Raw genomic sequence first — 26,127 nt, 5'->3', positions numbered from 1 at the left:
GAGGCCTTCATGCAGATCGTCGCGATCGTTGTGTCGCTCGTTGTCACCGCGGTGGCGCTGCCACTGATCATCAAGGCGGTGCGCGACATGCTGAAGGTCGTCCGCACCGGGCGCCCGCTCGTCGGGCGGCGCGATCGCCCCGGCAAGCGCACCGCCAACATGCTCGTCGAGACGTTCGGTCACACCCGGATGTTCCAGAAGCGGGCCGTCGCCGTGGCGCACTGGTTCGTGTACGCGGCGTTCATCTTCCTCAGCACGGCAGTGCTCCAGGGCTACTTCCAGCTGTTCAACCCTGACTTCGCGTGGCCCATCATCGGCCACTGGTACCCGTACGAGTGGGCGGCCGAGGGCCTCGGACTGCTCAGCACGATCGGCATCCTCTACCTGATCTTCGTGCGTCAGCGGAACCACCCGCGTTCGCTCGGCCGCAAGAGCCGCTTCTTCGGCTCGACGTTCTGGCAGGCGTACTTCGTCGAGGCCATGGCGATGCTCGAGGGCGCGGCGATCCTGTTCATCCGCGGTGCGGAGTACAAGCTCATCGAGCTGCACCACGGCGGCGAGAACGGCGGACGGGCCCACTTCCCGATCAGCTCGTACGTCGGCGACGCCCTCTACCCCGACTCCGAGCAGGGCCTGAAGAACGTCATCTTCTTCGTCGCGATGTTCAAGATCACGCTCGCGATGGTCTGGCTGATGGTCATCGCCCGCAACCTCACGATGGGCGTGGCCTGGCACCGCTTCACCGCGTGGCCGAACATCTGGTTCAAGCGCAAGGCCGACGGCGGCACGTCCCTCGGCGGACTGCCCCCGATCTACATCAACGACAAGCCCCTCGACCTCGAGGCCATGGAGGATCTCGAGGAGGAGGACTTCGAGAAGCTCGGCGTCGGCAAGCTCGAGGACTTCTCGTGGAAGGGCATCCTCGACTTCACGACCTGCACCGAGTGCGGACGCTGCCAGGAGCAGTGCCCCGCCTGGGCCACCGAGAAGCCGCTGTCGCCCAAGCTGCTGGTCCTGGGCCTGCGCGAGCACGCGTACGCCAAGGCGCCCCTCCTCTCGCTGTCCGAGGAGGAGCAGGGCAAGCTCAGCGACGAGCAGAAGCGTGAGCTCGAGCGCCCCCTCATCGGTGACGAGTCGGTCTACGGCGTCATCGACCCCGACGTCCTGTGGTCGTGCACCAACTGCGGCGCCTGCGTGCAGCAGTGCCCCGTCGACATCGAGCACGTCGACCACATCGACGACATGCGCCGCTTCCAGGTGCTGGTGGAGTCCAACTTCCCGGCCGAGCTCAACAACATCTTCAAGGGCCTGGAGCGCAAGGGGAACCCGTGGGGCATGAACCCCAAGGGCCGCATGGACTGGGCCAAGGACCTCGACTTCGAGGTCAAGCAGGTCGGCGTGGAGGTCGAGGACCTCGACGAGGTCGACTGGCTGTTCTGGGTCGGCTGCGCCGGAGCGTTCGAGGACCGGGCCAAGAAGACGACCCAGGCCGTCGCCGAGCTGCTCGACATGGCGGGCGTCTCGTTCGCAGTGCTGGGCGACGGCGAGACCTGCAGCGGTGACCCGGCCCGTCGCGCCGGCAACGAGATCGTCTTCCAGCAGCTCGCGATGCAGAACGCCGAGGTGTTCAAGGAGACTAAGGTCAAGAAGGTCGTCTCGACCTGCGCGCACTGCTTCAACACGCTGAAGAACGAGTACAAGGAGTTCGGCGTCGAGCTCGAGGTCGTCCACCACACGCAGCTGCTCAACCGCCTCGTGCGCGAGGGCAAGCTCAAGCCGCTGCCGCCCGTGGAGGGCGAGGAGCAGAAGAAGATCACGTACCACGACCCGTGCTTCCTGGGTCGTCACAACCAGGTCTACGAGGCACCTCGCGAGCTGCTCAACGTCATCCCCGGCGCCGAGTTCACCGAGATGCCCCGCAACTCCGAGAAGTCCTTCTGCTGCGGCGCCGGTGGTGCCCGCATGTGGATGGAGGAGACGATCGGCTCGCGCATCAACGTCAACCGCACCGAGGAGGCCATCGCCACCGGCGCTGACCAGATCGCTGTGGGTTGCCCGTTCTGCCGCGTGATGCTGTCGGACGGCCTGACGCTCAAGCAGTCCGAGGGCGCAGCCCGCGAGGAGGTCGAGATCCTCGACGTCGCGCAGATGCTGCTGGCGGGCGTCAAGCGCGCCCCGGCTCCCGAGCCGACCGAGGACGAGACGAAGTCGGTCGTCGACGAGGCGGAGGCTGCGACCGCGGCCGCTGCCACGGGTGGCGACGGCCCCTCGGACGAGGACGTCGCCAAGGCGACCGAGGCCGAGCCGAACGCCGAGGACCGGGCCGACGACTCGCTCAGCGAGACCGCCGAGGTCGGTGCCGCGGCCAGGGCGACCGAGGACGGCGACCCGGGCGACAAGGGCACGACGGACGTCGACGAGCTGCAGGAGCCGGCCGACTCCGACGCTGCCACGGATCAGCAGTTCGCTGCCGATCACAACGTCAAGCTCGATGAGCAGGGCGGGGGGCACGCCGACGAGTCCGCAGCGCCGACCGAGCCCCGCAACGCCGATGCCCGCGACATCCAGACGTCCGACGCGTCCACGGACGAGCCGGAGTCCACGAAGGCGGAGCCCGCGGAGCCGGAGGCCGAGGTCGACACCGAGCCGGCGTCCGCGAAGGAAGAGGCGGCCTGGGCCAACGTCGGTCCGGTCAACACCGACCTGACCCCCTCGGACGACGCCCCCGCGGCCACCACCGAGGCCGAGCCCACCCCGGAGGAGCCGGCCCCCGCGCCGGGACCCACCGAGGAGACCGAGCCCGTCGAGGAGAACGCCCGCGAGGAGGAGGCCGAGACGGTCACCGACCAGGCCGACACCGAGACGGACGACCGCGACGCATCGGAGAAGGAGAAGGCTGCCTGGGCCAACGTCGGTCCGGTCAACACCGACCTGACCCCCTCGGACGACGCCCCCGCGGCCACCACCGAGGCCGAGCCCACCCCGGAGGAGCCGGCCCCCGCGCCGGAGCCCACCGAGGAGACCGAGCCCGTCCAAGAGGACGCCCGCGAGGAGGAGGCCGAGACGGTCACCGACCAGGCCGACACCGAGACGGACGACCGCGACGCATCGGAGAAGGAGAAGGCTGCCTGGGCCAACGTCGGCCCGGTCAACACCGACCTGACCCCCTCGGACGACGCCCCCGCGGCCACCACCGAGGCGGAGCCCACCCCGGAGGAGCCGGCCCCCGCGCCGGGACCGACCGAGGAGACCGAGCCCGTCGAGGAGGACGCCCGCGAGGAGGAGGCCGAGACGCTCTCGGACGAGGCGGCGCAGCCCGCGCCGACCTCGCAGGTCGAGGCTCCGTCCGAGGTGACCCCGGTCGAGGACGGCGAGAACACCGCCGACCCCGTCTCCGAGGACGTCGCCGAGCTCAGTGAGGCCAACCCCAGCGGGAAGGACCTGACCGAGACCGCGACGCAGCTCAGCCTGGACTATCACGAGGACGAGCCGGGCGACGACACCAAGTCCTAGCCCGCAGGACGACACAGAAGAAGGGACGCACCCCTGGTGCGTCCCTTCTTCTTTTTTCCCCGGGCGCGGGTCCGGGAAGATGCGAGAAGTCCGACCGGGAGGGAGCCACGGGTCGGACTTCTGCTGATCGGGGGATCAGCGTCGCAATCGGGCGGGAGGGAGTGTTCCCGATTCGACAGGTACAACGAGGCAGCCGCGCGGACGTCACGGGCTGCCGAAGATTTTTTTGTGCCGGTGCACGGGTACGGGATGATCGTCGCGTGAGCCCTTCGCGTTGTCCTTGCCTGAGCGGCCTGACGTACGACGACTGCTGTGGCCGGCTGCACGCCGGCACCGCGACCGCCCAGACTGCCGAGCAGCTGATGCGGTCACGGTTCAGCGCCTTCGCGGTCGGCGATCCTGCCTACCTGCTCTCGACCTGGCACCGGAGCACCCGTCCGGCCAGGCTCGAGCTCGACCAGGATCGCCGCTGGTACCGGCTCGACATCCTGGCGACGCGCGGGGGCGGGCCGTTCGAGACGACCGGTGTGGTCGAGTTCGAGGCCTTCTACCGCGCCCCGACCGGCAACGGCAGCCAGCACGAGGTCAGTCGGTTCGTCCGCGAGTCCGGCACGTGGTTCTACGTCGACGCGTGACCACCCGGGGCGGCGTCAGGCGTCTCGCGTGCGCAGCAGCCACCAGGCCAGGGTGCAGAGGGCGGCGACCTCGCCCATGAGGACGCCGAAGCCGGTCCACGCACCCAGGGCTTCGGGGTTGAACGAGACCGGCGCGACGAGCGAGGACGCCGCGTTGCCCGGCATGACCTTGGTGATGAAGTCGCCCAGCTCACCGGGGATGAGCATCACCATGTTGCCGATGACGAACACCGTCGCCAGCACGATCGAGATCGCCGCCGCGGTGTGTCGTACGAGGAAGCCCACGGCCATCGACAGCAGCCCCAGCGCTGCGAGGTACAGGCCGCTGCCGTACATCGCGCGGGCGACGTCCCCCTCGAGCGCCAGGCCGATGCCCTCGCGGTCGAGGAAGTAGTTGCCGCCGAGGTAGCCGAGCACCGCGGTCGCGGTGCCGACGACGAACAGGACGCCACAGACCACGATCGCCTTGGCCGCGAACACGGCCCCACGGTGGGGGACGGCCGCGAACGAGGTGCGGACCATGCCGGTGCCGTACTCGGACGTCACCGCGAGCGTGCCGACGATGACCGCGCACACCTGGGCGATCATCATGCCCCAGGTGATGAACGAGCCGGGCGACTCGTCGGCGTCCGAGCTCGCGAGCCAGCTGGCGTTGCCCCAGCAGATCAGGGTCGTGAGGCCGGCGCCGAGCACGACCAGCGCGGACATCGTCCACCACGTCGAGCGGACGGTCCACAGCTTGATCCACTCCGCACGCAGCGCGTGGCCGAATCCCGACCGCGGCGCATCCAGCTCGGCGCGGGTCTCCTCGAGGGTCTGTGAGCTCATCGTCGTACCGCCTTGATCTCCTCAGCGGCCTTGGCGTGGTACTCCACGCTGTCGGCCGTCAGTGCCATGAATGCGTCCTCGAGCGAGGAACGCACAAGGGTCAGCTCGTGCAGGAGCAGGCCGTGGCTGCCCACGAGCTCGCCGACCGCGGCTGCTTCGAGCCCTTGGACCCGCAGCTCGTCGTCGACCCGGTTGACCTCGAGCCCCCGGCCGACCAGGAGCGCCTCGACCTCGGTCGACCGCGCCGCCCGCACCCGGACGTACGAGGCCGCGTGATCGGCCATGAACTGCTGCATCGAGCAGTCCGCGAGGATCGTTCCCCGCCCGATGACGATGAGGTGGTCGGCCATGAGCGCCATCTCCGACATCAGGTGGCTGGAGACGAAGACCGTCCGCCCCTCGTCGGCGAGCTGGCGGGCCAGCTGCCGCACCCAGCGGATGCCCTCGGGGTCCAGGCCGTTGACCGGCTCGTCGAGGATCACGACCCCCGGATCGCCGATCAGCGCTGCCGCGATGCCGAGCCGCTGGCCCATGCCGAGCGAGAAACGTCCCGCCCGCTGACCGGCGACCGTGTCGAGCCCGACCTGCTCCAGCACCTCGCCCACCCGGGTGGTGGGGATGCCGTTGCTGGCAGCCAGCCATCGCAGGTGGTCGCGGGCGGATCGTCCCGGGTGGATCGCGTGCGCCTCCAGCAGCGCCCCGACCTCGCGAAGCGGTGCCGGGGAGGTGGCGTAGCGGTGGCCGTTGACGCTCACCGACCCCTTGGTGGGGGTGTCGAGACCGAGCGCCATGCGCATCGTCGTGGACTTGCCGGCCCCGTTCGGTCCGAGGAAGCCGGTGACCCGGCCGGGGGCGACGGTGAAGTCGATGCCGTCGACGGCGATCTTGTCGCCGTACGTCTTGGTGAGTCCCTGGGCGCGGATCATGCCGACCACCGCCCGGTGCGGCCCGTGGCCGTCTGCTGTGAAGTCATGACTTCACCCTCACGCCGCAGGACGTGGTGCGGCATCGGGGAACGACCCCTGACACCCCCTGAACCCACCCCTAGTGGGATGCGGTCGCAGCCCCGGGCCCTGCTGCCCGGCCTCGTCGCGGCCGCGCCGGTAGCGTGAACCCATGAGCGACGACACCCCCGGAAGCCCTGCCTGGCGAGCCGCCTCCCGCAACGACCTGCTCGCGTTCGCGCGCAGGTCGGTCCGTCCCGAGGGCGGATTCATCTGGCTCGACGACACCGGCCAGCCGGACCGTGACAAGGGCCTGGAGCTGTGGATCAACGCCCGCATGACGTACGTCTTCTCCCTCGCCCACCTCGCGGGCGAGAGCGACGCCCTGCCGCTCGCGGAGCACGGCGTCGCCGCACTGTCCACGCTGTTCCACGACGACACCTTCGGCGGCTGGTACGACGAGATCGGCTTCGACGGCACGCCGGTCGACACCGCCAAGCGCTGCTACGGCCACGCATTCGTCCTGCTGGCCGCCGCGACGGCCGCCGCGGCAGGGGCCGAGGGCGCCCAGGCGCTGCTCGCCGAAGCCGGCGAGGTGCACGCGCACCGGTTCTGGGAGCCGACCGCGGGCCGTTGCCTCGAGCAGCTGTCCGAGGACTGGTCCGTGGCCGACGCCTACCGGGGCGCCAACAGCAACATGCACACGGTCGAGGCGTACCTCGTCGCCGGCGACGTGACCGGCGATCCGCAGTGGCACGATCGGGCGCTCGCGATCTGCGAGCGCATCATCGGCATCCACGCCCGATCGCACGAGTGGCGCATCCCGGAGCACTACGACGAGGACTGGACGCCGGTGCCGGAGTTCAACCACGAGATCGTCGCCGATCCATTCCGTCCGTACGGCGCGACGCCCGGGCACGCCTTCGAGTGGTCCCGGCTCCTCGTGCAGCTCGCCGCGGCCATGGCCGACCCGAAGCCGTGGATGATCGAGGCCGCCGAAGCGCTGTTCGCGCAGGCCGTCCAGGACACCACCGAGGACGACACCCCCGGCCTCGCGTACACCACCAACTGGCACGGCGAGCCCGTCGTGCGCGAGCGTTTCCACTGGGTCATCGCGGAGGCCGTGCTGGCGGCCGAGGCGCTGCACGCCTCGAGCGGCAAGGCGTTGTACGCGGGCCTCGCGAGTCGCTGGTGGTCCGAGATCGACGACTACTTCGTGGACCCCGCCACTGGGTCGTGGCACCACGAGCTCGCCCCGTCGATGGCAGTCTCCACCCGGACGTGGCGCGGCAAGCCCGACGCGTACCACGCGTTCAACGCGCTCACCCTGCCCGATCTGCCCCTCGCGCCGAGCGCCGCGCTCACGATCGGCCGCGAGCAGTGACGGTCCTGGTGATCGGCGAGGCGCTCGTGGACGTCGTGCAGCGCGAGGGCGGGGACCCCGAGCCCCACGCGGGCGGGTCCCCCTTCAACGTCGCAGTCGGCCTGGCCCGGTTGGACGTCCCGACGCTGCTCGCCGCACAGGTCGGCGACGACGCGTACGGCGACCTGCTGCGCGAGCACCTCTACGACTCCGAGGTCGGGCTCGAGCGCCTCGACCCGGTCCCGACGAGGACCTCCTCGGCGGTCGCGACGCTGGCCGAGGACGGCAGCGCGAGCTATGACTTCGACCTGACCTGGGACCCCGCCGCACTCCCCGACGCCGCAGACTTCGAGGCGGTCCACGTCGGCTCGCTGGGCACCGCGCTCGAGCCGGGCGCGGCGCTGGTCGCCGGGCTCGTGGTCAGCGCCGACGTGCTCGGCATCCCGGTGTCGTATGACCCGAACGTCCGCCTGAGCGTGGAGCCCGACGCCTCCGTCTGGCGCGGGGTGTTCGACACCATCGCGCCGCACGCGACGATCATCAAGATGAGCGACGAGGACGCCGCAACGCTCTTCCCGGGCGAGGAGCCCGTCGCCGTGGTGCGCCGGCTCGCCGCCGACCACGGCATCGTCGCGATGACGCGCGGAGCGGACGGGGCGGTCGTCGGCGCCGGGGACGTCCTCGTCGAGGTGCCGCCGGCCGAGGTGCGCCTCGTCGACACGATCGGTGCGGGCGACTCGTTCATGGCCGCGATGCTCTCGTGGTGCGCGACCTACGAGTGGCCGTCCGCCGACGAGCTGGACGCGACGGAGCTGCGCGATCTGGCGATGTACGCCTCCAGCGCCGCCGCGATCACCTGCTCCCGTCCCGGAGCCGATCCGCCGCGGACCCGCGACCTCACCCCCTGAGCACTCCGCCCGCCGGGCGGGCGCCACGGACCGCGACGCACTCCGCGGCGGCCCTCGCGCCGGCGGCCAGGGACGCCTCGGGGTCCCCGTCGCTCGTCCAGCGGCTGAGGAAGCCGGCGGCGAACGCGTCACCCGCGCCCACGGTGTCGACCGCGTCGGTCGCGAGAGCGGGGACCGCGTACGCGCCGAACGTCGCACCCTCGGCCCCGCGGGTCAGCACGATCCCGTCGCCCGTGAGCTGCAGGAACCGCTGCTCGTCGTCGTTGGGGAACACCAGGTCGGCGCCCTCGAGCCAGCCCAGGACCGTCTCGCGTCCGGCCTGCTCCAGGAATCCCAGCGAGCTGGGGTCGATGCTGACCCCGGCGCCGCGGCGGCGCGCCTCCTCGACGAGCCGCAGCGCCACCGGGCGCACGCCGTCGTCGAAGAACGAGTAGCCCGTCAGGTGCAGCCACGTCACGCCCTGCCACACCTCGGCGGGCACGTGATCGTCGGTCAGGGTCGTGTTGGCAGCCCGGTCGACGTACATCGTGCGGTCGGCGGCGTCGTCCAGCGTCAGCACGATCGTCGCCGTCGGCAGGTCGGGATCGCCGCTGATCCGGGCGTCCACGCCGTACGCCTCGAGGGCCGCGACGTGCCGGGAGACGGCGTCCGCCCCGCACCGGCCCACGAAGCGGACGGGGGCGCCGAGGTGGCCGAGCCAGGCCGCGACGTTGGCCGCCGATCCCCCGGCCGTCATCCGGATCTCCGAGACGGTGTCGCTCGCCGCGTTGACCGACCCGAGCGGGCGGACGCCGATGTCGTCGACGAGGTCACCGACGACGAGGATCACTTCGACCGACCGGCCCAGGACAGTGCGATCTCGCCCGCGACGCGGATGTTGTTCTCGGCGATCTTGAGGTTGACCGCGAGGCTGTCGCCGCCGGTCAGGTCGACGATCGTCTGCAGCAGGAACGGCGTGACCTCCTTGCCGCTGAGACCCTGCTCGTCGGCCATGCGCAGGGCGTCCGCGAGGGCCCGGTCGTGCACGGCCGGATCGAGCTGCTCGGCGATCGGCAGCGGATTGCCCACCATGACCGCAGCAGGCTGGCCGAGCGCGTCCCTGGCGGCCATGACGTCGGCGACCGCGGCCGCGTCCGGGACGGACCAGTCGAGCTCGTGGCCGGAGTCGGTCAGCCAGAAGCTCGGGAACCTGTCCGTCCCGTAGCCGAGCACGATGACCCCGAGGGACTCCAGGCGCTCGAGCGTCGCCGGGATGTCGAGGATCGACTTCACCCCCGCCGCCACGACCGTGATCGGCACCTCGGAGAGGACCTTGAGGTCGGCGGACTCGTCGAACGTCTCCGAGGCGCCGCGGTGCACGCCCCCGAGGCCGCCGGTCGCGAAGACGCGGATGCCCGCGAGGTTCGCGATGTACGAGGTCGCGGCGACGGTCGTGGCGCCGCTGCCGCCCCGCGCCAGCGAGATCGGCAGGTCGCGGACGCTCAGCTTGGGGACGTCCTCATTGGCGACCCGGACGAGCTCGTCGTCGGTCAGGCCGGCCTTGAGCTCACCGTCGAGCACCGCGACGGTCGCCGGGACGACGCCCATGTCGGTGAGGATCTGCTCGAAACGGCGCGCCGCCGCCAGGTTGTCCGGACGGGGCAGGCCGTGCGAGATGATCGTCGACTCCAGGGCGACGACGGGCCAGCCCTCGTCGAGAGCGGACTGGACGGCGGGCGAGATGCTCAGGGGGATCGTCACGCCGGGAGCCTATCGATGAGTCAGGCTGTTTGTGACGGCGGCCACCCTCCGAGCGGGGCGTCAGGCCCTCAGATCTCGGTGCGGTGGAAGTTCGCGTGCGAGCGGGACGCGGTCGGGCCGCGCTGGCCCTGATAGCGCGAGCCGTACTTGGCCGAGCCGTAGGGGTTCTCGGCCGGCGACGTCAGGCGGAAGTAGCAGACCTGGCCGATCTTCATGCCCGGGTAGAGCTTGATCGGCAGCGTCGCGACGTTGGCGAGCTCGAGCGTCACGTGCCCGGAAAATCCCGGGTCGATGAAGCCGGCCGTCGAGTGCGTCATGAGGCCGAGACGCCCGAGGGACGACTTGCCCTCGAGACGAGCGGCGATGTCGTCGGGCAGGGTCACGAGCTCGTACGTCGACCCGAGCACGAACTCGCCGGGGTGCAGGATGAACGCCTCATCGCCCTGGACCTCGATCTCGCGGGTCAGGTCGGACTGGTCCGCTGCCGGGTCGATGTGGGGGTACTTGTGGTTGTCGAACACGCGGAAGAACTTGTCGAGCCGCACGTCGATGCTCGACGGCTGGATCATGCCGGGGTCGAACGGGTCGAGCGCGACGCGTCCGGCATCGATCTCGGCAAGGATGTCGCGGTCGGAGAGAAGCACGTGTAGAAACTACACGCACCGCGGCGCTACGGTCGTCGCATGGCCCGGCTCCTGCACTCCTCGAACGTCACCCTCGACGGTTACATCACCGATCGCAAGGGCAGCTTCGACTGGGGCGTGCCGAGCGCCGAGCTCCACCAGTTCTTCAACGACCTGTTCCGGCCGGTCGGCACGCACCTGTACGGACGCCGTCTCTACGAGACCATGGCCGTCTGGGAGACGATGGGCGACGACGATCCCGTGACGCGCGACTTCGCCGAGATCTGGCGGGCGGCGGACAAGGTCGTGTACTCCCGGTCGCTCGAGCACCCGAGCACCCCGCGCACCCGCATCGAGAGCGACTTCCACCCGGGCGCGGTCCGGTCGCTCGTGGACGCGGCCGAGCGTGACGTGCTCATCGGCGGCGCCGAGCTCGCCGGGCAGGCGCTCGCCGCCGGGATCGTCGACGACCTGCACACCTTCGTGTCCCCGGTCGTCGTCGGCGGCGGCGCCCGGTCACTGCCGGACGACGTTCGGATCGATCTCCAGCTCGTCGACGAGCACCGCTTCGACAACGGTGTCGTGCACCTGCACCACCGCGTCGTGCGGTGACCCGGTTCGAGATCCGGGAGGACGACCTCAGCGGCCCTGAGGTCGTGGCCCTGCTGGAGCAGCACCTGGCGGAGATGGCCTCGCACACCCCGGCCGAGAGCGTCCACGCGCTGCCGATCGACCGCCTCTCGGGCCCCGACGTCACCTTCTGGAGCGTCTGGTCCGGCGGTCGCCTCGCGGGCTGCGGCGCCCTCAAGGAGCTCGACCCCACGCACGCCGAGATCAAGTCGATGCGCGTCACCGACGAGTTCCGGCGCCAGGGGGTGGGCGAGGTCGTGCTGCTGCACCTGCTCGACGTCGCCCGGCGCCGTGGGTACGCCCGCGTGAGCCTCGAGACCGGCAGCAACCCCCCGTTCGAGGCGGCACGGAGGCTGTACGCCCGGCACGGGTTCGTCGAGTGCGAGCCGTTCGCCGACTACGTGCCGGACCCCTGGAGCGTGTTCATGACGCTCGAGCTGCGGTAGCGACCGAGCGGGATCGACGGCGCCGGAGCCCGTCTCCCACGACGTACGCGATGAGCATCCCCGTCATGACGAGCCACGTGAGGACGTACGGAAGGCCGAGGACCGTGTCGTTGCCGGGCTTGCCGCCCTGCCCGCTGAGGGTCGGGAAGAACGCGACCGTCAACGTGCCCCACACGATGAACGCGATTGCCGCAGGACGTCGGAACGGCCCGGGCAGCAGCCGGTGGCCAGCCCATCCCACGAGGACGGCGATCGGGGCGAGCACCGCATCGTGCAGCACGACCGCGCCCACGGCCCAGAACGCCTCGGACGTCAGCTGCTCGCGGGTGAGGTCCCGCATCTGCCACAGCCCCCACAGCGCGAGTCCCGCGCCCAGTGCGCCGAGCAGCACCCGTGCGGCCCTCATGCCTGCACCTCCAGGCGGTTGAGCCACTTGGTCTGGAAAACGCCGGGCCGGTTGGGCGCGATCAGGCGGCACGGGTAGCCGTGCTCGATGTCGAGCGTCTCGCCGTTGAGCTGAAGCGCGAGCAACGTGCGGGGATCCGCCACGACGTTGCCGACCACGCGGGAGGAGCCGAACGCCCCCTTGGTCTGCAGCGACCGCACGACGACGTCGGTCCGGGGGCCGGCGCCCGCCAGCGCGATGACGTCCCGCAGCGGGACGCCCGTCCAGACGGCGCTGCGGCTCCACCCCTCGACGCACGCGATCGGCAGCCGGTGAGTCCGTTGCGGCATCGCGAGCAGGTCGTCGCGGGTCAGCCGCACCGTGCGGTCCGCGCCCGTCACCTCGAGCACCCAGTCAGGGTCGAGCGCGGACGTGGACGTGCCCGCGCTGCGCGCCGTGCGGTTGATCGGCAGGTCCTGCGGGCCGTCGCCCGGACGCACCGAGAACACCGAGATCCTGCGCAGCCACGGCACGGCCTGGCCTGCCGTCAGGACGACGGCGAGGCCCGACGCGAGGAACGCTCCTCGCAGCACGTCCCTGCGGGTCGGTTCATCGACGTCCACCGGGGTGCGCTCCGGCGACGCCGGCTCGACCGGCTCGCCCCACGCCTCTCGGATCACCGGCAGCTTGACCGCGACGTGCACCAGCACCGATCCGATCGCGACCCAGGCCATGGCGCCGTGCGTCCGCCGGAAGCTGAACTCCCACGGGTACCAGCCGATGATGTTGAGCGTCCCGCTCACGAGCATGAACAGGGCCGAGCCCATCAGCACGGCGATCGACCCGCGCTCCAGCAGGGTCAGGATCCGGGCGCGGGCTCCCCGGGGCGGACGGGCGAACAGCCGGGGGAAGACCGACCACAGCTTGACCAGCAGGAGCGGGATCGCAGCCGTCCCCGAGATCACGTGGATGCCCTGGGTCCAGCGGTAGAGCTGGGTGGGTCGCGGGCTCAGGGTCAGCCAGCCGGGCGTGGAGTACTGCCAGTGGCTCCACATCCCGGTCAGGAAGCAGATCACGAAGCACACGCCGACCGCCGTGCCGACACGAGCGGAGACCTGGGGGCCACGGGCACGGCTGGGGAAGTCGTCGGGACGCGGCAGCCGCTTCTCGATGTCGGTGACGGTCGGCAGTCTCACGGACTGATGGGGATCATCGTGGCGGTGTGGCGACCGCCCACCGAGCTCGTGCCGATCACCCGCATGCCGCCCTCCGCCGCGACGGCCTCGATCGCGTCGAGCCCCACCACCGCCCAGTCGAACGCCACCGAGAGCCGCCCCTCGACGAGCAGCTGGCGCTCCTCGCGCACCAGGCCTGCACCGTGCTCGGCGACCTCCGCGATCACGACACCGTCAGGCGACAGCACCTCCCGCAGGCGAGCCAGGAGTCGCGCCGGATCGCCGCCGATGCCCAGGTTGCCGTCGGCCAGCAGGGCGTACTTCCACTCCCCCTCGTCGGGGATCTCCAGGAAGATGTCACCGAGGAGCGCGTCAGCGCCGCGGAACCTGGTCTGGCGCACCGCCTCGATCGACACGTCGATGCCCATGGCCGGCACGTCCCGGCGGGCGATCTCACCGACGAGCCGGCCCGGCCCGCACCCCACGTCGAGGGTCGCGCCGTCGCACGGGTCGATGAACAGCGCGTGGTCGATCCAGTCCGGATCGGAGGACCAGACGCCGACCTCGAAGGGCTCATGTCCTCCGCTATCGCCGACGACCTGCGTCGCCTTGCCGGAAAAGGCCGCGTCGTAGGCACTGGTGGGGTCGAAGGCCAGGCTCATGCGCGCGACGACTCCACCTGCGCGACGGCGTCGGCGAGGCGCGAGATGGGCACCTCACGGGCGATCTCGACCGCGTCGTCCCAGGTGTCCATGTCGCGGACGGTCCGCAGCCGGATCCACTCCCCGCCGAGCGCCTGCTGGGTCAGCTCGAGGGTGTCGTCCTGCGACATCGGCACGTCGACCAGGGCGCGCGCGGCGGCCGGGTCCGGCAGGCCGAGGAGCCACCAACCGCCGTCCTCGGCGGGGCCGATGACCCGACCGCCGAGCTCGACCGTGCGTCCGGCGTCGAGGTAGTCAGCGACGGTCAGCTGCGGCGTGTCCATGCCCACCTGCACGACCCCGAAGCCGTTGTCGGCGTCGGCGTGGGCGTGGGCGAGGCGCTCGGCGAACGAGTCGCCCCGCTGCGGGACGACCGTCGCGGCGGCGAGGGCGGCGGTGACCTCGTCGTGCGCGGACGCGGCGGCGAGGTCACCGGTCATCGCGACGACCAGTGGCCAGCCGACCGCCGAGGCGGTCGTGAGGGTGTCGAGCAGCGCGGCTGCGGCGACCGCCGCCGCGGCCTCGTCCCCGATGGTCTCGGCGATGCGGGTCTTCGCCTCTCCCGCGACGGGCGCTTTGGCCACGACCAGGAGGGTGGGGGCGCTCATCGGAGCACCTTCGCGAAGTCCTGCACAACCCGGGCCGTGCCCCTCACCGACCCGGAGACCTTGGACCGGGTGCCGGCAGCCCGCCGGCCGTACGAGACGTCAACCTCCTGCACGGTCCACCCGGCGCGGGCCGCCCGCAGCATGAGCTCGAGCGGGTAGCCGAAGCGGCGGTCCTCGACGTCGAGCGCGAGCAGGTCGTCGCGGCGGCACACCCTCATGGGGGCGAGGTCATGGATGGGGAACGCGCTGCGGCGCCGGATCCATGTCGCGAGAACGTGGGTGCCGAGACGTGCGTGCCACGGCCAGACCCCCCGGCCGACGGGGCGCCGGCGGCCGACCGACATCGTGACGGCCCCCGAGCGTACGGCGTCGAGCATCGGCACGAGCTCGGTCAGCTGCATCGACGCGTCACCGTCGATCACGGCCACGAACTCCGCCCGGGCCGCGAGCACGCCTGCGTGCACCGCAGCGCCGTAGCCGGCACGTGACTCCTGCACGACGCGTGCGCCGAGCCCGCGAGCGACGTCCGCAGTCCCGTCCACCGAGCCGTTGTCGACGACGATGACCCCCCAGCCCTCGGGGACGCTTCGCAGGACGTCGGGCAGCGCAGCTGCCTCGTCCCGGCAGGGGATGACGACGTCGCAAGTGCTCATGGCCATGATTCGAACCTAAGGCGCCCGCGGATGGGCCGCACTTCGCCGACGGGCCGTCCGTGGTGGGGCGCCCTACGCTGTGGACCGTGCCTCGGACGTCAGCCTCTTCCCGCGCGGCCGTGCTGTCAGCCCTCGTGGGCCTGCTGGTGGTGGCGGCCTCGATGATCGTCCCGAAGCTGCTCGACGAGGACGTGCGCGTGCACTGGCCACCCCTCCATGCCGACTGGGATCCCCGCATCGGACTCCTCACGCTGCCCGCCGTCGTGATCGGTCTGGGGCTCGTGCTGGTCGTGCCGCGCCTGGCCCGCTCCGCCCCGTGGGGTGCGGTGCTCGCGACCGGGTTCGGCGGGTCGTGGTTGTGGACCGTGGCGCTGGCGATGACCGAGGGCACCGACGGACTGTCCCGCGTCTTCGAGCGGCGCCAGGAGTACGTGTACGACGCGCAGTCGGTCGGCTCGATCCACACGATGCTGCAGACCTTCGTCGACCGGATCCCCTATTCGTCCCCCGAGAACTGGCACGTCCACGTGGCCGGCCACCCGCCCGGCGCCCTGCTCTACTTCGTGGGTCTCGACCGCCTGGGGATCACCGACCCGTTCTGGATCGGCGTGGTGTGCGTGACGGTCGCGAGCACCGCCGCCGTGGCCGTGCTGGTCACGCTTCGGACCCTCGGCACCGAGCGACTCGCGCGGTCCGCGCTGCCGTGGCTGGTGCTGGCGCCCAGCGCCGTGTGGATGGGCGTCACGGGCGACGCGGTGTTCACGGCCGTCGCCGCCTGGGGGCTCGCCCTGCTCGCGATCGCGGCCGTCCACCGCCGGGTGCTGCCGGCGATCGGCGCGGGACTCCTGCTCGGCGCCTGCGTCTACCTGTCGTACGGACTGGTGCTGCTGGCGATCCTCGCCGTCGCGGTGCTGCTGATCGCCCGGAGCTGGCGCCCGCTGCCCTGGGCCCTCGGCGGGGCCGCGCTCGTCGCCGCCCTGTTCACGCTCGGCGGTTTCGCGTGGTGGGAGGCGTACCCGGTCCTGCGGCAGCGCTACTACGACGGCATCGCGTCCGAGCGGTCGTACGCCTATTGGGTGTGGGCCGACATCGCCGCGTGGACGTTCACGGTCGGACTCGCGGTCTGGGCCGCGTTCCCGCGCGCCGCCCGGCTCGTGCGGACGAACGTCATGGCCCAGCTCGCCGCGGCCGCGCTGCTGACGATCGCGGTCGCCTGCCTGTCCGGCATGAGCAAGGCCGAGGTCGAGCGCATCTTCTTGCCGTTCACGATCTGGGTCGTCGCGCTCCCGGCGCTGCTGCCCGAGCGGTGGCACCGCCCGCTGCTGCTGTCGCAGGTCGTCCTCGCCCTCTGCGTGCAACAGCTTCTGCTGACAAGGTGGTGACCATGGCCCTCGGCGATCGCCCCCACGTGCTCGTGGTGCTGCACGCCGCGGACCTGCGGGACGACCTTCGCCGCCACCTCGAGATCGAGGACTACGACGTGAGCGTCGCGGTCGCCGGACCGGAAGGGCTCGCTGCCGCGCGCGAGCTCGAGCCCGATCTCGTGGTGCTGGAGTCCGCGCTGGCGGGCATCGACGGCGTGCAGATCTGCGAGCACCTGCGGGTCGACGACGCCTCGCGGGTGCCGATCATGCTGCTCACGCCCGATGTCGGCGACGAGCGGTTCTCCCGCCTCACGAGCGGCGCGGACGACTACGTGGCGACGCCCATCGGCGCCGCGGAGCTGGCCCGGCGCATCGGCTCGGTCCTGCGTCGCAGCCTGGTCTCGTCGGGCCCTCGTCCGGTCGCGGGCCTGCTCACGGACGGAGATCTCGCGCTCAACCCGGTCACCCGCACCGCGATGCGCGACGGCATCGAGCTCCCCCTCACACCACGGGAGTTCGACCTGCTCCACTTCTTCGTCCGTCACCCCGGCCGGGCGTTCCGCCGGGACGACCTGCTGCGGCAGGTGTGGGGCTGGGAGTACGCCGACGACTCGACGGTCGCGGTCCACGTCGAGCGGGTGCGCAACAACGTCGAGGAGGTCCCGGCCGAGCCGCTGCGGCTCGTCTCGGTCGAAGGTGTCGGCTATCGCTGGGACCCCACGCCCGACGGCGCCTAGGCACCCAGGGCCCGGCTGCTCGCCTAGCGCGTCCTCAGCGGATCGGTCGCCAACGCGGCCAGGCCGTCCTGCGGCACGATCGCGGCCTCGAAGCCCAGTCCGCGGCGTGCAGCGTCCGGCGAGGCGACCACGTGACGGACGTCGAAACGGCGGTAGTCGCCGGTCAGGACCGGGGGCGCGCCGCCCGCTGCGGCCGACAGGGTCTCGGCCATTTGCCCGATCGTGAACGTGCGCCCGGAGGCGACGTTGTAGGGGGTCAGACCGACCGGGTGGCCGGCCACCTGCTCGATCGCGAGGACGTTGGCCCGGGCGACGTCGCGGACGTGGACGAAGTCGCGGACCTGCTGCCCGTCCTCGAACACCCGCGGCGCCTCCCCCCGTGCGATCGCGGACCGGAAGATCGCGGCGACCCCCGCGTAGGGGGTGTCCGCAGGCATGCCCGGGCCGTACACGTTGTGGTAGCGCAGCGCGATCGCGCGCGTCCCCTCGAGCGTGCACCACGCGGAGGCGTAGTGCTCCTGCGCGACCTTGGACGCCGCATAGCTCGTGCGCGGCAGGAACGGGGTGTCCTCGTCGATCTGGCTCCAGGCGATCTCGCCGCCGCAGACCGGGCACCGCGGGTCGTACCGCCCCGCGGCGAGGTCGTCGTCCTGGCGGACGGCCGGCGGGACGTCCCCGTCGACCGGGCACGTGTAGCGGCCATCGCCGTAGACGACCATCGAGGAGGCGAGCACGAGGTCGCCCACGCCCGCGCGCGCCATCGCGGCGAGCAGCCGGGCGGTGCCGGCGTCGTTGTGCTCGGCGTAGTCGGGCAGGTCCTGCGCGTCCACGCCGTTGCCGACCATCGCGGCCTGGTGGCACACGACGTCGATCCCGTCGAGGACCTCGTCGAGCACGTCGCTTCGGAGGTCGAGCTGCGCGTAGCCGTCCGGGCGGGCTCCCGGTCCGTGCGCCTTCTCCAGGAACATGTCGAGCGGGACCACCTCGTGGCCGCGCTCGCGGGCGACCTCACCGATGTGCGTGCCGATGAACCCAGCGGCCCCCGTCAGCAGGATCCTCACGGCAACGTCACCGGCAGGTCCATCCCGTCCACCGCGTGCGAGCATCCGCAGTCACGCTCGCCGAGGCCGGCGACGACCCCGCCGAGCACCTTCTTCAACGTGCCGGTGTGCTCCGCGAAGACCTCGAAGACCGCGTCCATGCTCACCGAGGACGCCTGGTCCACCCCCGCGTCGTAATCGGTCACCAGTGCCACCGGGGCGTAGCAGAGGGCCAGCTCACGAGCGAGGACCGCCTCGGGATGACCGGTCATGTTGATCACGGCCCAGCCCTGGTCGCCGTACCACTTGGACTCCGCGCGGGTGGAGAACCGGGGCCCCTCGACGACGACCATCACCCCGCCGTCGACCGGCTCCTGCTCGGACAGGCCGGCGACCAGGTGCTCGCGCAGCCGCGGGCAGTACGGATCGGAGAACGACACGTGGCACGCGCCGGAGTCGAAGAACGTCTGGACGCGTCCGGACGTGCGGTCGACCAGCTGATCGGGCACGAGGAACGTCCCCGGCCCGTACTCGACCTGCAGCCCGCCGACGGCGCACGGAGCCAGCACCTGCCGGACGCCGATGCTGCGCAGTGCCCACATGTTCGCGCGGTACGGCACGGTGTGGGCCGGGAACTCGTGGTGGGAGCCGTGCCGGGGCAGGAACGCCACCGAGCGCCCCTCGACCGTGCCGATCGAGATGGGGGCGGACGGCTTGCCGTACGGCGTCTCGATCTCCACCTCGCGCGGGTTGTCCAGGAACGTGTAGAAGCCGGAGCCGCCGATCACGGCGACGTCGGGGCGAGGCATCTCGGTCATGGTTCCGAGCATGGCAGGACGAGGCCGGATCAGCAGTTCGGGGCGAGGCGCTTCATGGCTGCGTCACCTCGTGGATATGGTGGACCCGACGCCGCGAGGCGTCGCGCCGATGTAGCTCAGTGGTAGAGCGCTTGCTTCCCAAGCAAGATATGCGGGTTCGATTCCCGTCATCGGCTCTCAGCCCCCGGCGCGAAGCGCCCCCTCGCGGGAGCCGATCCGCGAATCGAGTGGGCCCCTCCCCGCGGCGAAGCCGCCACCAAGGGATCCCGTCATCGGCTCTCAGCTGCGGCGGAGCCGGGACGCGAAGATGAGGGTTTGCGGTACCCACAGCGACCACTAACCCTCATCCACCGTCACCCCAACCTCGGACGATGAGGGTTCGCGGTCGCGCTGGCAACCACAAACCCTCATCGTCTGTCCCCCCGAAGGGGCTCAGGCGGGCTGCTGGACCAGCTCGTCGTCGTGCGGCGTCTTCTTCTGGCGCTTCTCGGGCATGTGCTTGGGACCGAGCGGGGCGTGCGGCTTGGCGCCGTCCCGGTTCAGCCAGCGATCGACCACGAGCACGTTCAGCGCGAGGCCCGCCAGTCCCCAGAGGGCGATCACCAGCAGGTTGCCGCCGATGCCGGTGCCGTCGAAGTAGACCAGCGAACGGGCGATGTCGACCGCCGCAGGCAGCGGCAGCACCTCGCTGAGCCAGCGGAAGACCTCCGGCACCATGTAGACCGACAGTCCGCCGCCGGAGGCCGGGACACCCGCCAGCATCACCACGATCATGACCGGCACCAGCGCGCCGAGCCCCCACAGCCGGATCAGGACGGCACTCGCCCACGCGACCGCGAAGACCGTGAACGCACCGCAGCCGATCAGCGCCAGCGCGTGGCCGTTGACCGCGCCGATGAGCACGTCGAAGAGGAACCACAACCAGACCGAGATGCCGACCGACCAGCCGGCGACGAGCGGGAGCAGCTGACGCGTACGGGTCAGGTCCGGGGCACCGCCGCGCATGACGGCGAAGAACAGGAATCCGGCCATGATCCACGACATGCCGACGTACAGGCTGTTGCTGCCGCCGGTGTCGTTGCCCGTCAGCGCGGCGACGTCCTTGATCTCCAACGAGGCACCGCTCTCGGCGGCGATCGGGCCGAACATCTGGACGGCCGTGACCTTCTGGCTCGCACCGGCACCGCCGGCCGTCAGCAGCACTGGCGCCCGCTCCTCCGCGGTCGGCAGCACGTACGCCGCAGCGATCTCCTGCTTCTTGATGAGCTGCTCGGCCTCGTCGGCCGAGTCCACGACCTGAAGGTCGACGTAGTCACCGAGCTTGGGCTCGACGCCGTCCACGAAGGCGGACGCCTGCGCGCCGACGACCGCGACCGGCAGGTCCTTGAGGTCGGGCTTGTGCATCGACAGCGACATCAGCGTCACGACCGTGACCATGATGCCGAGCGGGAACGCCGCGACACCGAACAGGCGGCGCCGGTAGGAGGCGACCGGCCCGCCGGGCAGCGCCGGCAGAGGGGCGTCCGGTGCGGTGTACGCCGGACCGGCCACGATCGGCTCGTCCGAGCGGCGGTCCTTCAGGACCACCAGGACGAGCGGGATGACGAGCCACAGGGCCAGGGTGCGCACGTGCCCCCAGACGCCCTCGCCACCGAAGTAGATCACCGAGCGGATGGCCTCGCCAGCGGCCGGCAGCGGCAGGACGCCGTGCAGCCAGCCGAAGAACCCCGGCATCGTGTCGATCGCCATGGCCAGCCCCGACGACGGGACACCGAAGACGACCCACAGCAGCATGCCGAGCAGCACGGCGAACGGGCCCATGACCTTCGTGAACAGCAGCTGCGAGACCCCGACGGCCATGACCGCGAGCGTGCCGACCCCGAGGAAGAGTGGGTAGTGGCCGTCGACGGCACCGACGAGGGGGCCGAGGATCAGCCAGATGAGCGAGCCGGTCAGCGCGCCCCAGCCGAGCGCGATCGGCAGGAACGTGCGGGCACGCAGCAGGTTCGGCGTGCCGGACAGCATGCTGCTGAGGGGGACGTAGCCGGCCAGCATCATGCCCATCGCGGCGAACAGCACCATCGTGCCCGTGCCATCACCCTCCCGGAGGGGCGCCAGCTCGACCTTCTCGGTCTCCCAGCCCTCTGCGATCGCCAGCGGGCCCAGCAGTCCGGACACGACGGACGCCTGGGACGCGCCGCCGGCCGAGGCCTGGTAGATCTTCGCGACGTCACCGCTCGCGGGAGGCTCGATCGCGCCGGTGATCTCCTCCTGCGCGATGAGCTCCTCGACCGCGGAGACGTCGTCGACGACCCGTACGTCGAGCGCGTCCGGCGCGGCGCTGCGCAGCCGGTCGGCGAAGCCCTCTGCCTGCGCACCGGTGCCGACAACCGCGACGGGCATGTCGCTCGGCTGCGGATCGTGCATCGTGCTCATGTAGACCGCGTACATCATCGTCACGATCAGGAACGGCATGACGAACAGCGCCACCATGCGCCCCTTGCGCTCCGCAGGGGTCTCCGGCGGAGGCGGCGGATACTTCTGGGCGACGGACTCGGCGGACGGTTCCACAGGCACTCCCTAGCGTTCGGAGCGATCCGTGCGGACCGCTTCGATATATTAAGGCATGTGGCGTAAAACCATCGGCGATGATGGCTGTGACGCTCCCGACCAGCTCAAGGAGATCCATGCCCCGCGCCGACGCCAGTGGCGACCTGCTCGAAGCCGCCGAGCGGCTCTTCGCCGAGCACGGCATCGCCGCGGTGTCGGACCGCAAGGTCGCGGAGGCCGCCGGCAACAGCAACCACTCGGCAGTCCGCTACTACTTCGGCGGACGCGAGGGACTGCTCGACGCGCTGCTCGACCGCCACCTGACCGGTCTCGAGCCCGCGCGCAAGGCACTGTTCGAGCAGTCCGCCTCGCTGCTGGGGGACGTCCGCGCGCTCGTCCTGCCCGTGACCTCGTCCTTCGCGGCGCTGCCGACCCCGAGCTACCGCGCCCGCTTCCTGCAGCAGGCCTACGCCTACCCCGCGGCGATCACCCTGCTGATGGCCAAGCGCGACCGGGCCCCGGTCGCGGCGCGGGTCATCGCGTCGGTCAGCCAGAGGCTGACGCACCTGGACCCCACCATCGTCAACGCGCGCATGCGACTGATGACCCACATCCTCACCACGGCCTGCGCCGACATCGAGGCTCGTGACAGCGACGCGCCGCAGTGGTCGCAGGCGGGAGACTTCCTGTGCGACGCGATCGCGGGCATGCTCCAGGCGCCCGTCACGTCTGCGACCTGATCCCAACGGCTCGACTCGGCGATCACGCCTCGACCTGACATTCTTCGGCGTTGGTCACGCATGACGGCGACGAGCGTGACAAAGTGTCTGAGTCGAGCGGAGACAGACATGCACGTGGCACGGACGATCACAGGAGCCAGGGCGACCGCCTTCAGCCTCGTGACGTCCCTGGGCGCTCTCGTGATCGCTGCCACCGCCATCGCCGACGTGATCACCGGCTCGGTGAACCTGTCCACGCAGTGGACCTGGCTGGTCATCTCGGTTGCGCTCGGCGTCGCGGTGGCGCCGTTCATCCTCGGCGAGCGCTTCCCCCCGGCGATCGCCCTGTACGGGTGCTGGCTCTTCGGCGGCGTCACGTCGTTGCAGGTCTCGCTCGGCGGCGACACGATCATGACCGTCAACAACCTGGTGCTGTATCCCATGGTCAGCTGTTACCTCGGATGGTTCTTCCGACCGCGGCTCGCCCGGGCGTCCGTGGGCGGTCTCTTCGTGATGTCCGGGACGGCCCTGCTCGTCTCGGACCACCACGAGGTCTTCGCGACCTGGTCGAACCTGGCGCTGGCCTCACTCTTCTGCCTCGAGGCCGCCCTGTACCTGCGCGCGAAGCTCGAGCGCCAAGCCCAGTCCGACCCCCTCACGGGCGCCTTCAACCGCACGGGCCTCTCCGACCAGCTCGCCCGCAAGCTCCCCCGGAACCAGCGGACGGCTCGTACGCTGACGCTCGCCGTGATCGATCTCGACGGCTTCAAGGCGATCAACGACCGTCTCGGGCACCACGCGGGCGACCAGACGCTCGTCCGCCTGGTGGAGGACCTGCGCGGATCGCTGCGGCCGCAGGACACGATCGCGCGCATCGGCGGCGACGAGTTCGTCATCCTTCTTCCCGACACGTCCACACCCGCTGCCACCACGATCATGCGCCGGCTGCAGACCGAGTCGGAGGCCGCCTGGACGTTCGGGCTCGCCACCGCCCGGCGCACCGACACCGAGGACTCGTTGCTGCGGCGCGCCGATCAGCGCCTGTACGCCCAGAAGAAGGGCCTGTCGAAGGCTCCGCAGGACTAGCGTCCGGCGGCGGGATCGTCTCCCTGCGCCCCGCGCAGGCCCGCGTCGATCTCGGCCAACGCCGTCGCCGGACCCACTGCGGGGACCCAGCCCCAGCCACGAGCCCGATCGTTGAGGATCTGGCCGGTCCAGGCGGGGGCGTCGTCCCAGAGCGGCTCGACGCCCACGGCTCGGGTCACGGTCTCGTAGTAGTCGCGGACGGTCGCGGGGCCCGCGGCCGCGTTCACCGCGGTGCATCCGCCCTCGACCGGGCCGTGCTCCGGATCGTCCGACGTCGCGATGCGGCCCGTGGCCAGGTCGGCCACGAGCCCGGCCAGGTCGTCGACATGGACCCAGGAAAAGGTCTGCTCGGGCACGGCGTGCCGGGCGCTCTCCTCGTCGCGGATCGCGGCGGGCCGCAAGGCGTTCCAGACCGAGGTCTCGCCGGCCCCCAGGATCGCCGGCGGGCGCACCAGGACCCGGGTGAGTCCGTCCACGTCCGCGAGGGCGGCGTCGGTGTCGCGCTTGGTCGCCGCATAGTCGTCGGCGTCCTCGCCGACAAGGGCCGACGACTCGTCGACGTCGCCCGCCGAGGGCGAGCGGTCGTAGACCGCCGCGGTGGAGACGTGCACGAGGCGCTCGACACCCGCGTCGCGTGCGGCCCGGGCGAGGACGGGCGTGCCCTCGACAGCGACACGGTGCTGGGTGTCGCGGTCCGAGCCCATCGGGTGGACCGTCGTCACGACACCCGTGGCGCCCTCGACCACCGACGCGGCGAATGCGGGATCGCCGAACTCGCCCACCCACTCCTCGACCCCGGCGGGTATCTCGGCCCCGGGACGGCGCACGACGGCGCGGACGGTGGCGCCGCTCTCGACAAGACGGGCACAGACCCGTGATCCGACGAGGCCGTTCGCACCGGTGACGACGATGACAGGGGACGTGGTGGGGCTCGGCTCGCTCATGCAGCCACCATGGCACGACGAGGCACGGCTTTCGACCCGGGCGGGGCGTCCGCACGCGCCGCTCGGGCACCCACGGTCAGCGGTCGACCCAGCGCTCCCCTACCGGCCGGGCCTCTGCGGCGCCACCGGTGAGCTCGGCCAGCACCGAGTCGAGCCGGGGGACGTCGTCCGGCGCGGCCCCCAGCCGGAGCCGGACCCGATCGCTCCACGACACGTCCAGCACCGCGATCCCTCGGGTCCGCAGCTCGTTCTCGATGCGGCCGGCATCGGCAGCGTCGACCTCTGTCTCGAGCTCGCGGACGAGCTCGCGCCGCAGCGTTCCCGCCTCGTCGAGCCCGGCGCGGACCGCGTCCGAGTAGGCCCGGACGAGGCCACCGGCCCCGAGGAGGGTGCCGCCGAACCAGCGGGTCACCACGGCGGCGACGTCGCTGAGGCCGGCGCCGACGATCACGTCGAGCATGGGAGCGCCGGCCGTTCCGGAGGGCTCACCGTCGTCCGAGGACCGCTGCAGCCGGCCCTCAGGTCCGATCACGACCGCCGAGCAGTGGTGGCGGGCGTCCCAGTGGTCCTTGCGCAGCCGAGCGACCAGCGCGCGGGCCTCGTCCTCGGTCTCCACCCGCTTCACCGTGCACAGGAAGACCGAGTGCTTCACCTCGATCCGGGCCACGGCATCGCGCGCGATCGTGGTGTACGCGCTCATGGCGCCACCCTACGGCGACGGCGCCGTCAGACCGCCTGGTGCTGGTCGGCCACCGCGCGGGCCTCGTCGCGAAGCGCCTGGACCACGAGGCGGACGGACGGTCGCTCGTAGCGGTCCGGTCGCAGGAGGGCCGCGATCTCCCGCTTGGCCCGGATGCCCACCAGCGGGCGGGTGACCAGGCCGTTCCCGTGCTCGCGGGTCGTGAACCTCGGAAGGATCGCGATCCCGTGGCCGGCAGCCACGAGCGCCTCCACGATGCTGTTGTCGGAGATGCGCTGGGCGATGCGGACCGGCTCGCCGGTGGCGGCCACGACCTGGCTGAGCACCCGGTCGAACGGGTAGTCGTGGGGCACACCGATCCAGGTCTCGCTGCCGACGTCCTTGGGGGACAGACTCACCTTGCGCGCAAGGGGATGCCCCTCCGGGAGGGCGACGTCGAGCGGCTCGCTCATGAGCGGCACGACCTGGAGCCCTCGCTCGTGCCACGTGGCCGCGGTCGTCGGTGAGTCGGCGATCACGACGTCGTAGTCGGGGGTCAGGTCGGCGAAGTCGACCGTGACACCGTCCTCGTCGGAGCAGACCAGCTCGACCTCGGGGACGTCGGCCATCCGCGTCAGCACGCCGGGCAGGAGCATCTCCCCGCCGGTCGGGAACGTCGCGACCCGGACGAGGCCGGCAGGCCGCTCCATGTACTCGCGCCAACGCCCTTCGGCGCGCTCGATCGCGACGGCGATCTCGGTCGCGGTCTGCGCCAGGGCGCGACCCGCGGCCGTCAGGGCGACCCCACGTCCGGCCGGCTCGACCAGCGTGTATCCGGCCTCCCTTTCCAGCACCTTCAGCTGCTGGGAGACCGCCGACGGTGTGACCTTCATCGCGTCCGCGACGGCCCCAACGGTGCCACGTTCGGCGAGTTCCCTCAGCAGAGAGAGACGATGGACATCCATGTAGAAAGACTACACGTTACCCGTAGTTATGTTCGCTTGTCCTTGACGATCACGCGAGTCAGACTGGAGACAC

26 protein-coding genes and 1 tRNA gene are annotated in these 26,127 nt (G+C 71.3%); 11 read left to right on the top strand and 16 right to left on the bottom strand.

The window, feature by feature from the left end; all coding sequences use genetic code 11:
- Positions 1 to 9 precede the first annotated feature (9 nt).
- Together GEV27_RS01560 and GEV27_RS01555 are read left to right on the top strand one after the other, a co-directional pair.
- The gene (locus GEV27_RS01560; RefSeq protein WP_153933294.1) at positions 10 to 3,513 is read left to right on the top strand and encodes a heterodisulfide reductase-related iron-sulfur binding cluster; all 3,504 of its coding nucleotides are present in this window, start codon (positions 10 to 12) and stop codon (positions 3,511 to 3,513) included.
- 260 nt (positions 3,514 to 3,773) lie between these two features.
- Positions 3,774 to 4,148 carry a YchJ family protein gene (locus GEV27_RS01555; RefSeq protein ID WP_153654710.1) on the top strand — a complete coding sequence of 125 codons (375 nt, stop codon included), beginning with the start codon at positions 3,774 to 3,776 and terminating at the stop codon, positions 4,146 to 4,148.
- A 15-nt stretch (positions 4,149 to 4,163) separates the two neighbouring features.
- Here GEV27_RS01555 and GEV27_RS01550 read toward each other — a convergent pair whose 3' ends face one another.
- Together GEV27_RS01550 and GEV27_RS01545 are read right to left on the bottom strand one after the other, a co-directional pair.
- Positions 4,164 to 4,976 (bottom strand): ABC transporter permease, encoded by an 813-nt coding sequence (locus GEV27_RS01550; RefSeq protein ID WP_153933293.1) that lies wholly within the window; start codon positions 4,974 to 4,976, stop codon positions 4,164 to 4,166.
- Positions 4,973 to 5,902, bottom strand: coding sequence for an ABC transporter ATP-binding protein (locus tag GEV27_RS01545; protein ID WP_153654712.1), 930 nt, complete (start codon positions 5,900 to 5,902; stop codon positions 4,973 to 4,975). Before GEV27_RS01545 ends, GEV27_RS01550 begins: the two co-directional genes overlap by 4 nt.
- 190 nt (positions 5,903 to 6,092) lie before the next feature.
- Between GEV27_RS01545 and GEV27_RS01540 the strand changes: the two genes are divergently transcribed.
- Together GEV27_RS01540 and GEV27_RS01535 are read left to right on the top strand one after the other, a co-directional pair.
- Entirely contained in the window at positions 6,093 to 7,304 is a 1,212-nt protein-coding gene (locus GEV27_RS01540) for an AGE family epimerase/isomerase (RefSeq protein WP_153933292.1), read from the top strand.
- A complete protein-coding gene (locus GEV27_RS01535; RefSeq protein WP_153909844.1) occupies positions 7,301 to 8,191 on the top strand; it encodes a carbohydrate kinase in 891 nt (296 codons plus the stop codon). Before GEV27_RS01540 ends, GEV27_RS01535 begins: the two co-directional genes overlap by 4 nt.
- Here GEV27_RS01535 and GEV27_RS01530 read toward each other — a convergent pair.
- From GEV27_RS01530 to dcd, 3 genes are all read right to left on the bottom strand, one after another.
- Positions 8,181 to 9,020 (bottom strand): carbohydrate kinase family protein, encoded by an 840-nt coding sequence (locus GEV27_RS01530; protein WP_194944103.1) that lies wholly within the window; start codon positions 9,018 to 9,020, stop codon positions 8,181 to 8,183. The two genes, GEV27_RS01535 and GEV27_RS01530, sit on opposite strands and share 11 nt — an antisense overlap.
- The gene (locus GEV27_RS01525; protein WP_243838806.1) at positions 9,017 to 9,931 is read right to left on the bottom strand and encodes a pseudouridine-5'-phosphate glycosidase; all 915 of its coding nucleotides are present in this window, start codon (positions 9,929 to 9,931) and stop codon (positions 9,017 to 9,019) included. Before GEV27_RS01525 ends, GEV27_RS01530 begins: the two co-directional genes overlap by 4 nt.
- A 68-nt stretch (positions 9,932 to 9,999) precedes the next feature.
- Positions 10,000 to 10,575: a dCTP deaminase gene (gene dcd / locus GEV27_RS01520; RefSeq protein WP_153654716.1), complete on the bottom strand. Its 576-nt coding sequence runs from the start codon at positions 10,573 to 10,575 to the stop codon at positions 10,000 to 10,002.
- Between the two features lie 39 nt (positions 10,576 to 10,614).
- On the opposite strand from dcd, the gene GEV27_RS01515 reads away from it, so the two are divergent.
- On the top strand, positions 10,615 to 11,166 hold the full coding sequence (locus GEV27_RS01515; protein ID WP_153933290.1) for a dihydrofolate reductase family protein: 552 nt from the start codon (positions 10,615 to 10,617) through the stop codon (positions 11,164 to 11,166).
- Positions 11,163 to 11,630 carry a GNAT family N-acetyltransferase gene (locus GEV27_RS01510; RefSeq protein WP_309221970.1) on the top strand — a complete coding sequence of 156 codons (468 nt, stop codon included), beginning with the start codon at positions 11,163 to 11,165 and terminating at the stop codon, positions 11,628 to 11,630. The genes GEV27_RS01515 and GEV27_RS01510 overlap by 4 nt, the downstream gene beginning before the upstream one ends.
- On the opposite strand, the gene GEV27_RS01505 is transcribed toward GEV27_RS01510, so the two are convergent.
- The 5 genes from GEV27_RS01505 to GEV27_RS01485 are packed head-to-tail and all read right to left on the bottom strand — an operon-like array spanning position 11,608 to position 15,158.
- The gene (locus GEV27_RS01505) at positions 11,608 to 12,036 is read right to left on the bottom strand and encodes a hypothetical protein (RefSeq protein ID WP_153933289.1); all 429 of its coding nucleotides are present in this window, start codon (positions 12,034 to 12,036) and stop codon (positions 11,608 to 11,610) included. The genes GEV27_RS01510 and GEV27_RS01505 overlap by 23 nt on opposite strands.
- A complete protein-coding gene (locus GEV27_RS01500) occupies positions 12,033 to 13,211 on the bottom strand; it encodes a molybdopterin-dependent oxidoreductase (RefSeq protein WP_309221969.1) in 1,179 nt (392 codons plus the stop codon). The genes GEV27_RS01505 and GEV27_RS01500 overlap by 4 nt, the downstream gene beginning before the upstream one ends.
- Positions 13,208 to 13,852: a bifunctional 2-polyprenyl-6-hydroxyphenol methylase/3-demethylubiquinol 3-O-methyltransferase UbiG gene (locus GEV27_RS01495; protein ID WP_153933288.1), complete on the bottom strand. Its 645-nt coding sequence runs from the start codon at positions 13,850 to 13,852 to the stop codon at positions 13,208 to 13,210. Before GEV27_RS01495 ends, GEV27_RS01500 begins: the two co-directional genes overlap by 4 nt.
- Positions 13,849 to 14,499, bottom strand: coding sequence for a DUF2064 domain-containing protein (locus GEV27_RS01490; protein WP_153933287.1), 651 nt, complete (start codon positions 14,497 to 14,499; stop codon positions 13,849 to 13,851). The genes GEV27_RS01495 and GEV27_RS01490 overlap by 4 nt, the downstream gene beginning before the upstream one ends.
- Positions 14,496 to 15,158, bottom strand: coding sequence for a glycosyltransferase family 2 protein (locus GEV27_RS01485; RefSeq protein WP_153654721.1), 663 nt, complete (start codon positions 15,156 to 15,158; stop codon positions 14,496 to 14,498). The genes GEV27_RS01490 and GEV27_RS01485 overlap by 4 nt, the downstream gene beginning before the upstream one ends.
- A gap of 80 nt (positions 15,159 to 15,238) precedes the next feature.
- On the opposite strand from GEV27_RS01485, the gene GEV27_RS01480 reads away from it, so the two are divergent.
- Together GEV27_RS01480 and GEV27_RS01475 are read left to right on the top strand one after the other, a co-directional pair.
- The gene (locus GEV27_RS01480) at positions 15,239 to 16,534 is read left to right on the top strand and encodes a hypothetical protein (protein ID WP_309221968.1); all 1,296 of its coding nucleotides are present in this window, start codon (positions 15,239 to 15,241) and stop codon (positions 16,532 to 16,534) included.
- Positions 16,535 to 16,536: 2 nt separating this feature from the next.
- On the top strand, positions 16,537 to 17,253 hold the full coding sequence (locus GEV27_RS01475) for a response regulator transcription factor (protein WP_153654722.1): 717 nt from the start codon (positions 16,537 to 16,539) through the stop codon (positions 17,251 to 17,253).
- Between the two features lie 23 nt (positions 17,254 to 17,276).
- On the opposite strand, the gene GEV27_RS01470 is transcribed toward GEV27_RS01475, so the two are convergent.
- Both GEV27_RS01470 and GEV27_RS01465 read right to left on the bottom strand, forming a co-directional pair.
- Positions 17,277 to 18,314, bottom strand: coding sequence for an NAD-dependent epimerase/dehydratase family protein (locus GEV27_RS01470; protein ID WP_309221967.1), 1,038 nt, complete (start codon positions 18,312 to 18,314; stop codon positions 17,277 to 17,279).
- Positions 18,311 to 19,111 carry an S-methyl-5'-thioadenosine phosphorylase gene (locus GEV27_RS01465; protein ID WP_153933285.1) on the bottom strand — a complete coding sequence of 267 codons (801 nt, stop codon included), beginning with the start codon at positions 19,109 to 19,111 and terminating at the stop codon, positions 18,311 to 18,313. Before GEV27_RS01465 ends, GEV27_RS01470 begins: the two co-directional genes overlap by 4 nt.
- Positions 19,112 to 19,216: 105 nt before the next feature.
- Between GEV27_RS01465 and GEV27_RS01460 the strand changes: the two genes are divergently transcribed.
- Positions 19,217 to 19,287 (top strand) — tRNA-Gly (locus GEV27_RS01460).
- Positions 19,288 to 19,543: 256 nt separating this feature from the next.
- Here the strand turns inward: GEV27_RS01460 and GEV27_RS01455 are convergent.
- The gene (locus GEV27_RS01455; protein WP_153933284.1) at positions 19,544 to 21,682 is read right to left on the bottom strand and encodes an ABC transporter permease; all 2,139 of its coding nucleotides are present in this window, start codon (positions 21,680 to 21,682) and stop codon (positions 19,544 to 19,546) included.
- Positions 21,683 to 21,798: 116 nt separating this feature from the next.
- On the opposite strand from GEV27_RS01455, the gene GEV27_RS01450 reads away from it, so the two are divergent.
- Both GEV27_RS01450 and GEV27_RS01445 read left to right on the top strand, forming a co-directional pair.
- Positions 21,799 to 22,401 carry a TetR/AcrR family transcriptional regulator gene (locus tag GEV27_RS01450; protein WP_153933283.1) on the top strand — a complete coding sequence of 201 codons (603 nt, stop codon included), beginning with the start codon at positions 21,799 to 21,801 and terminating at the stop codon, positions 22,399 to 22,401.
- A gap of 108 nt (positions 22,402 to 22,509) precedes the next feature.
- Positions 22,510 to 23,466, top strand: coding sequence for a GGDEF domain-containing protein (locus tag GEV27_RS01445; RefSeq protein ID WP_194944102.1), 957 nt, complete (start codon positions 22,510 to 22,512; stop codon positions 23,464 to 23,466).
- On the opposite strand, the gene GEV27_RS01440 is transcribed toward GEV27_RS01445, so the two are convergent.
- From GEV27_RS01440 to GEV27_RS01430, 3 genes are all read right to left on the bottom strand, one after another.
- On the bottom strand, positions 23,463 to 24,410 hold the full coding sequence (locus tag GEV27_RS01440) for an NAD(P)-dependent oxidoreductase (RefSeq protein WP_153933282.1): 948 nt from the start codon (positions 24,408 to 24,410) through the stop codon (positions 23,463 to 23,465). The two genes, GEV27_RS01445 and GEV27_RS01440, sit on opposite strands and share 4 nt — an antisense overlap.
- Before the next feature lie 76 nt (positions 24,411 to 24,486).
- The gene (locus GEV27_RS01435; protein WP_153933281.1) at positions 24,487 to 25,110 is read right to left on the bottom strand and encodes a YigZ family protein; all 624 of its coding nucleotides are present in this window, start codon (positions 25,108 to 25,110) and stop codon (positions 24,487 to 24,489) included.
- 26 nt (positions 25,111 to 25,136) lie between these two features.
- A complete protein-coding gene (locus GEV27_RS01430; RefSeq protein WP_153654730.1) occupies positions 25,137 to 26,054 on the bottom strand; it encodes a LysR family transcriptional regulator in 918 nt (305 codons plus the stop codon).
- Positions 26,055 to 26,127: the final 73 nt, after the last annotated feature.

The organism is Aeromicrobium sp. S22 (genome assembly GCF_009661045.1).
In the GTDB taxonomy this organism is placed as follows: domain Bacteria; phylum Actinomycetota; class Actinomycetes; order Propionibacteriales; family Nocardioidaceae; genus Aeromicrobium; species Aeromicrobium yanjiei.
This window is presented reverse-complemented; position numbering and strand designations above follow the sequence as displayed.

Coding starts and splice junctions, on each gene's coding strand:
- GEV27_RS01545 (WP_153654712.1), bottom strand. CDS start 5,902: ATGATCCGCGCCCAGGGACTCACCAAGACGTACGGCGACAAGATCGCC.
- GEV27_RS01515 (WP_153933290.1), top strand. CDS start 10,615: ATGGCCCGGCTCCTGCACTCCTCGAACGTCACCCTCGACGGTTACATC.
- GEV27_RS01560 (WP_153933294.1), top strand. CDS start 10: ATGCAGATCGTCGCGATCGTTGTGTCGCTCGTTGTCACCGCGGTGGCG.
- GEV27_RS01450 (WP_153933283.1), top strand. CDS start 21,799: ATGCCCCGCGCCGACGCCAGTGGCGACCTGCTCGAAGCCGCCGAGCGG.
- GEV27_RS01465 (WP_153933285.1), bottom strand. CDS start 19,111: ATGACCGAGATGCCTCGCCCCGACGTCGCCGTGATCGGCGGCTCCGGC.
- GEV27_RS01550 (WP_153933293.1), bottom strand. CDS start 4,976: ATGAGCTCACAGACCCTCGAGGAGACCCGCGCCGAGCTGGATGCGCCG.
- GEV27_RS01485 (WP_153654721.1), bottom strand. CDS start 15,158: ATGGCCATGAGCACTTGCGACGTCGTCATCCCCTGCCGGGACGAGGCA.
- GEV27_RS01445 (WP_194944102.1), top strand. CDS start 22,510: ATGCACGTGGCACGGACGATCACAGGAGCCAGGGCGACCGCCTTCAGC.
- GEV27_RS01435 (WP_153933281.1), bottom strand. CDS start 25,110: ATGAGCGCGTACACCACGATCGCGCGCGATGCCGTGGCCCGGATCGAG.
- GEV27_RS01430 (WP_153654730.1), bottom strand. CDS start 26,054: ATGGATGTCCATCGTCTCTCTCTGCTGAGGGAACTCGCCGAACGTGGC.
- GEV27_RS01495 (WP_153933288.1), bottom strand. CDS start 13,852: ATGAGCCTGGCCTTCGACCCCACCAGTGCCTACGACGCGGCCTTTTCC.
- GEV27_RS01440 (WP_153933282.1), bottom strand. CDS start 24,410: ATGAGCGAGCCGAGCCCCACCACGTCCCCTGTCATCGTCGTCACCGGT.
- GEV27_RS01505 (WP_153933289.1), bottom strand. CDS start 12,036: ATGAGGGCCGCACGGGTGCTGCTCGGCGCACTGGGCGCGGGACTCGCG.
- GEV27_RS01540 (WP_153933292.1), top strand. CDS start 6,093: ATGAGCGACGACACCCCCGGAAGCCCTGCCTGGCGAGCCGCCTCCCGC.
- GEV27_RS01490 (WP_153933287.1), bottom strand. CDS start 14,499: ATGAGCGCCCCCACCCTCCTGGTCGTGGCCAAAGCGCCCGTCGCGGGA.
- GEV27_RS01475 (WP_153654722.1), top strand. CDS start 16,537: ATGGCCCTCGGCGATCGCCCCCACGTGCTCGTGGTGCTGCACGCCGCG.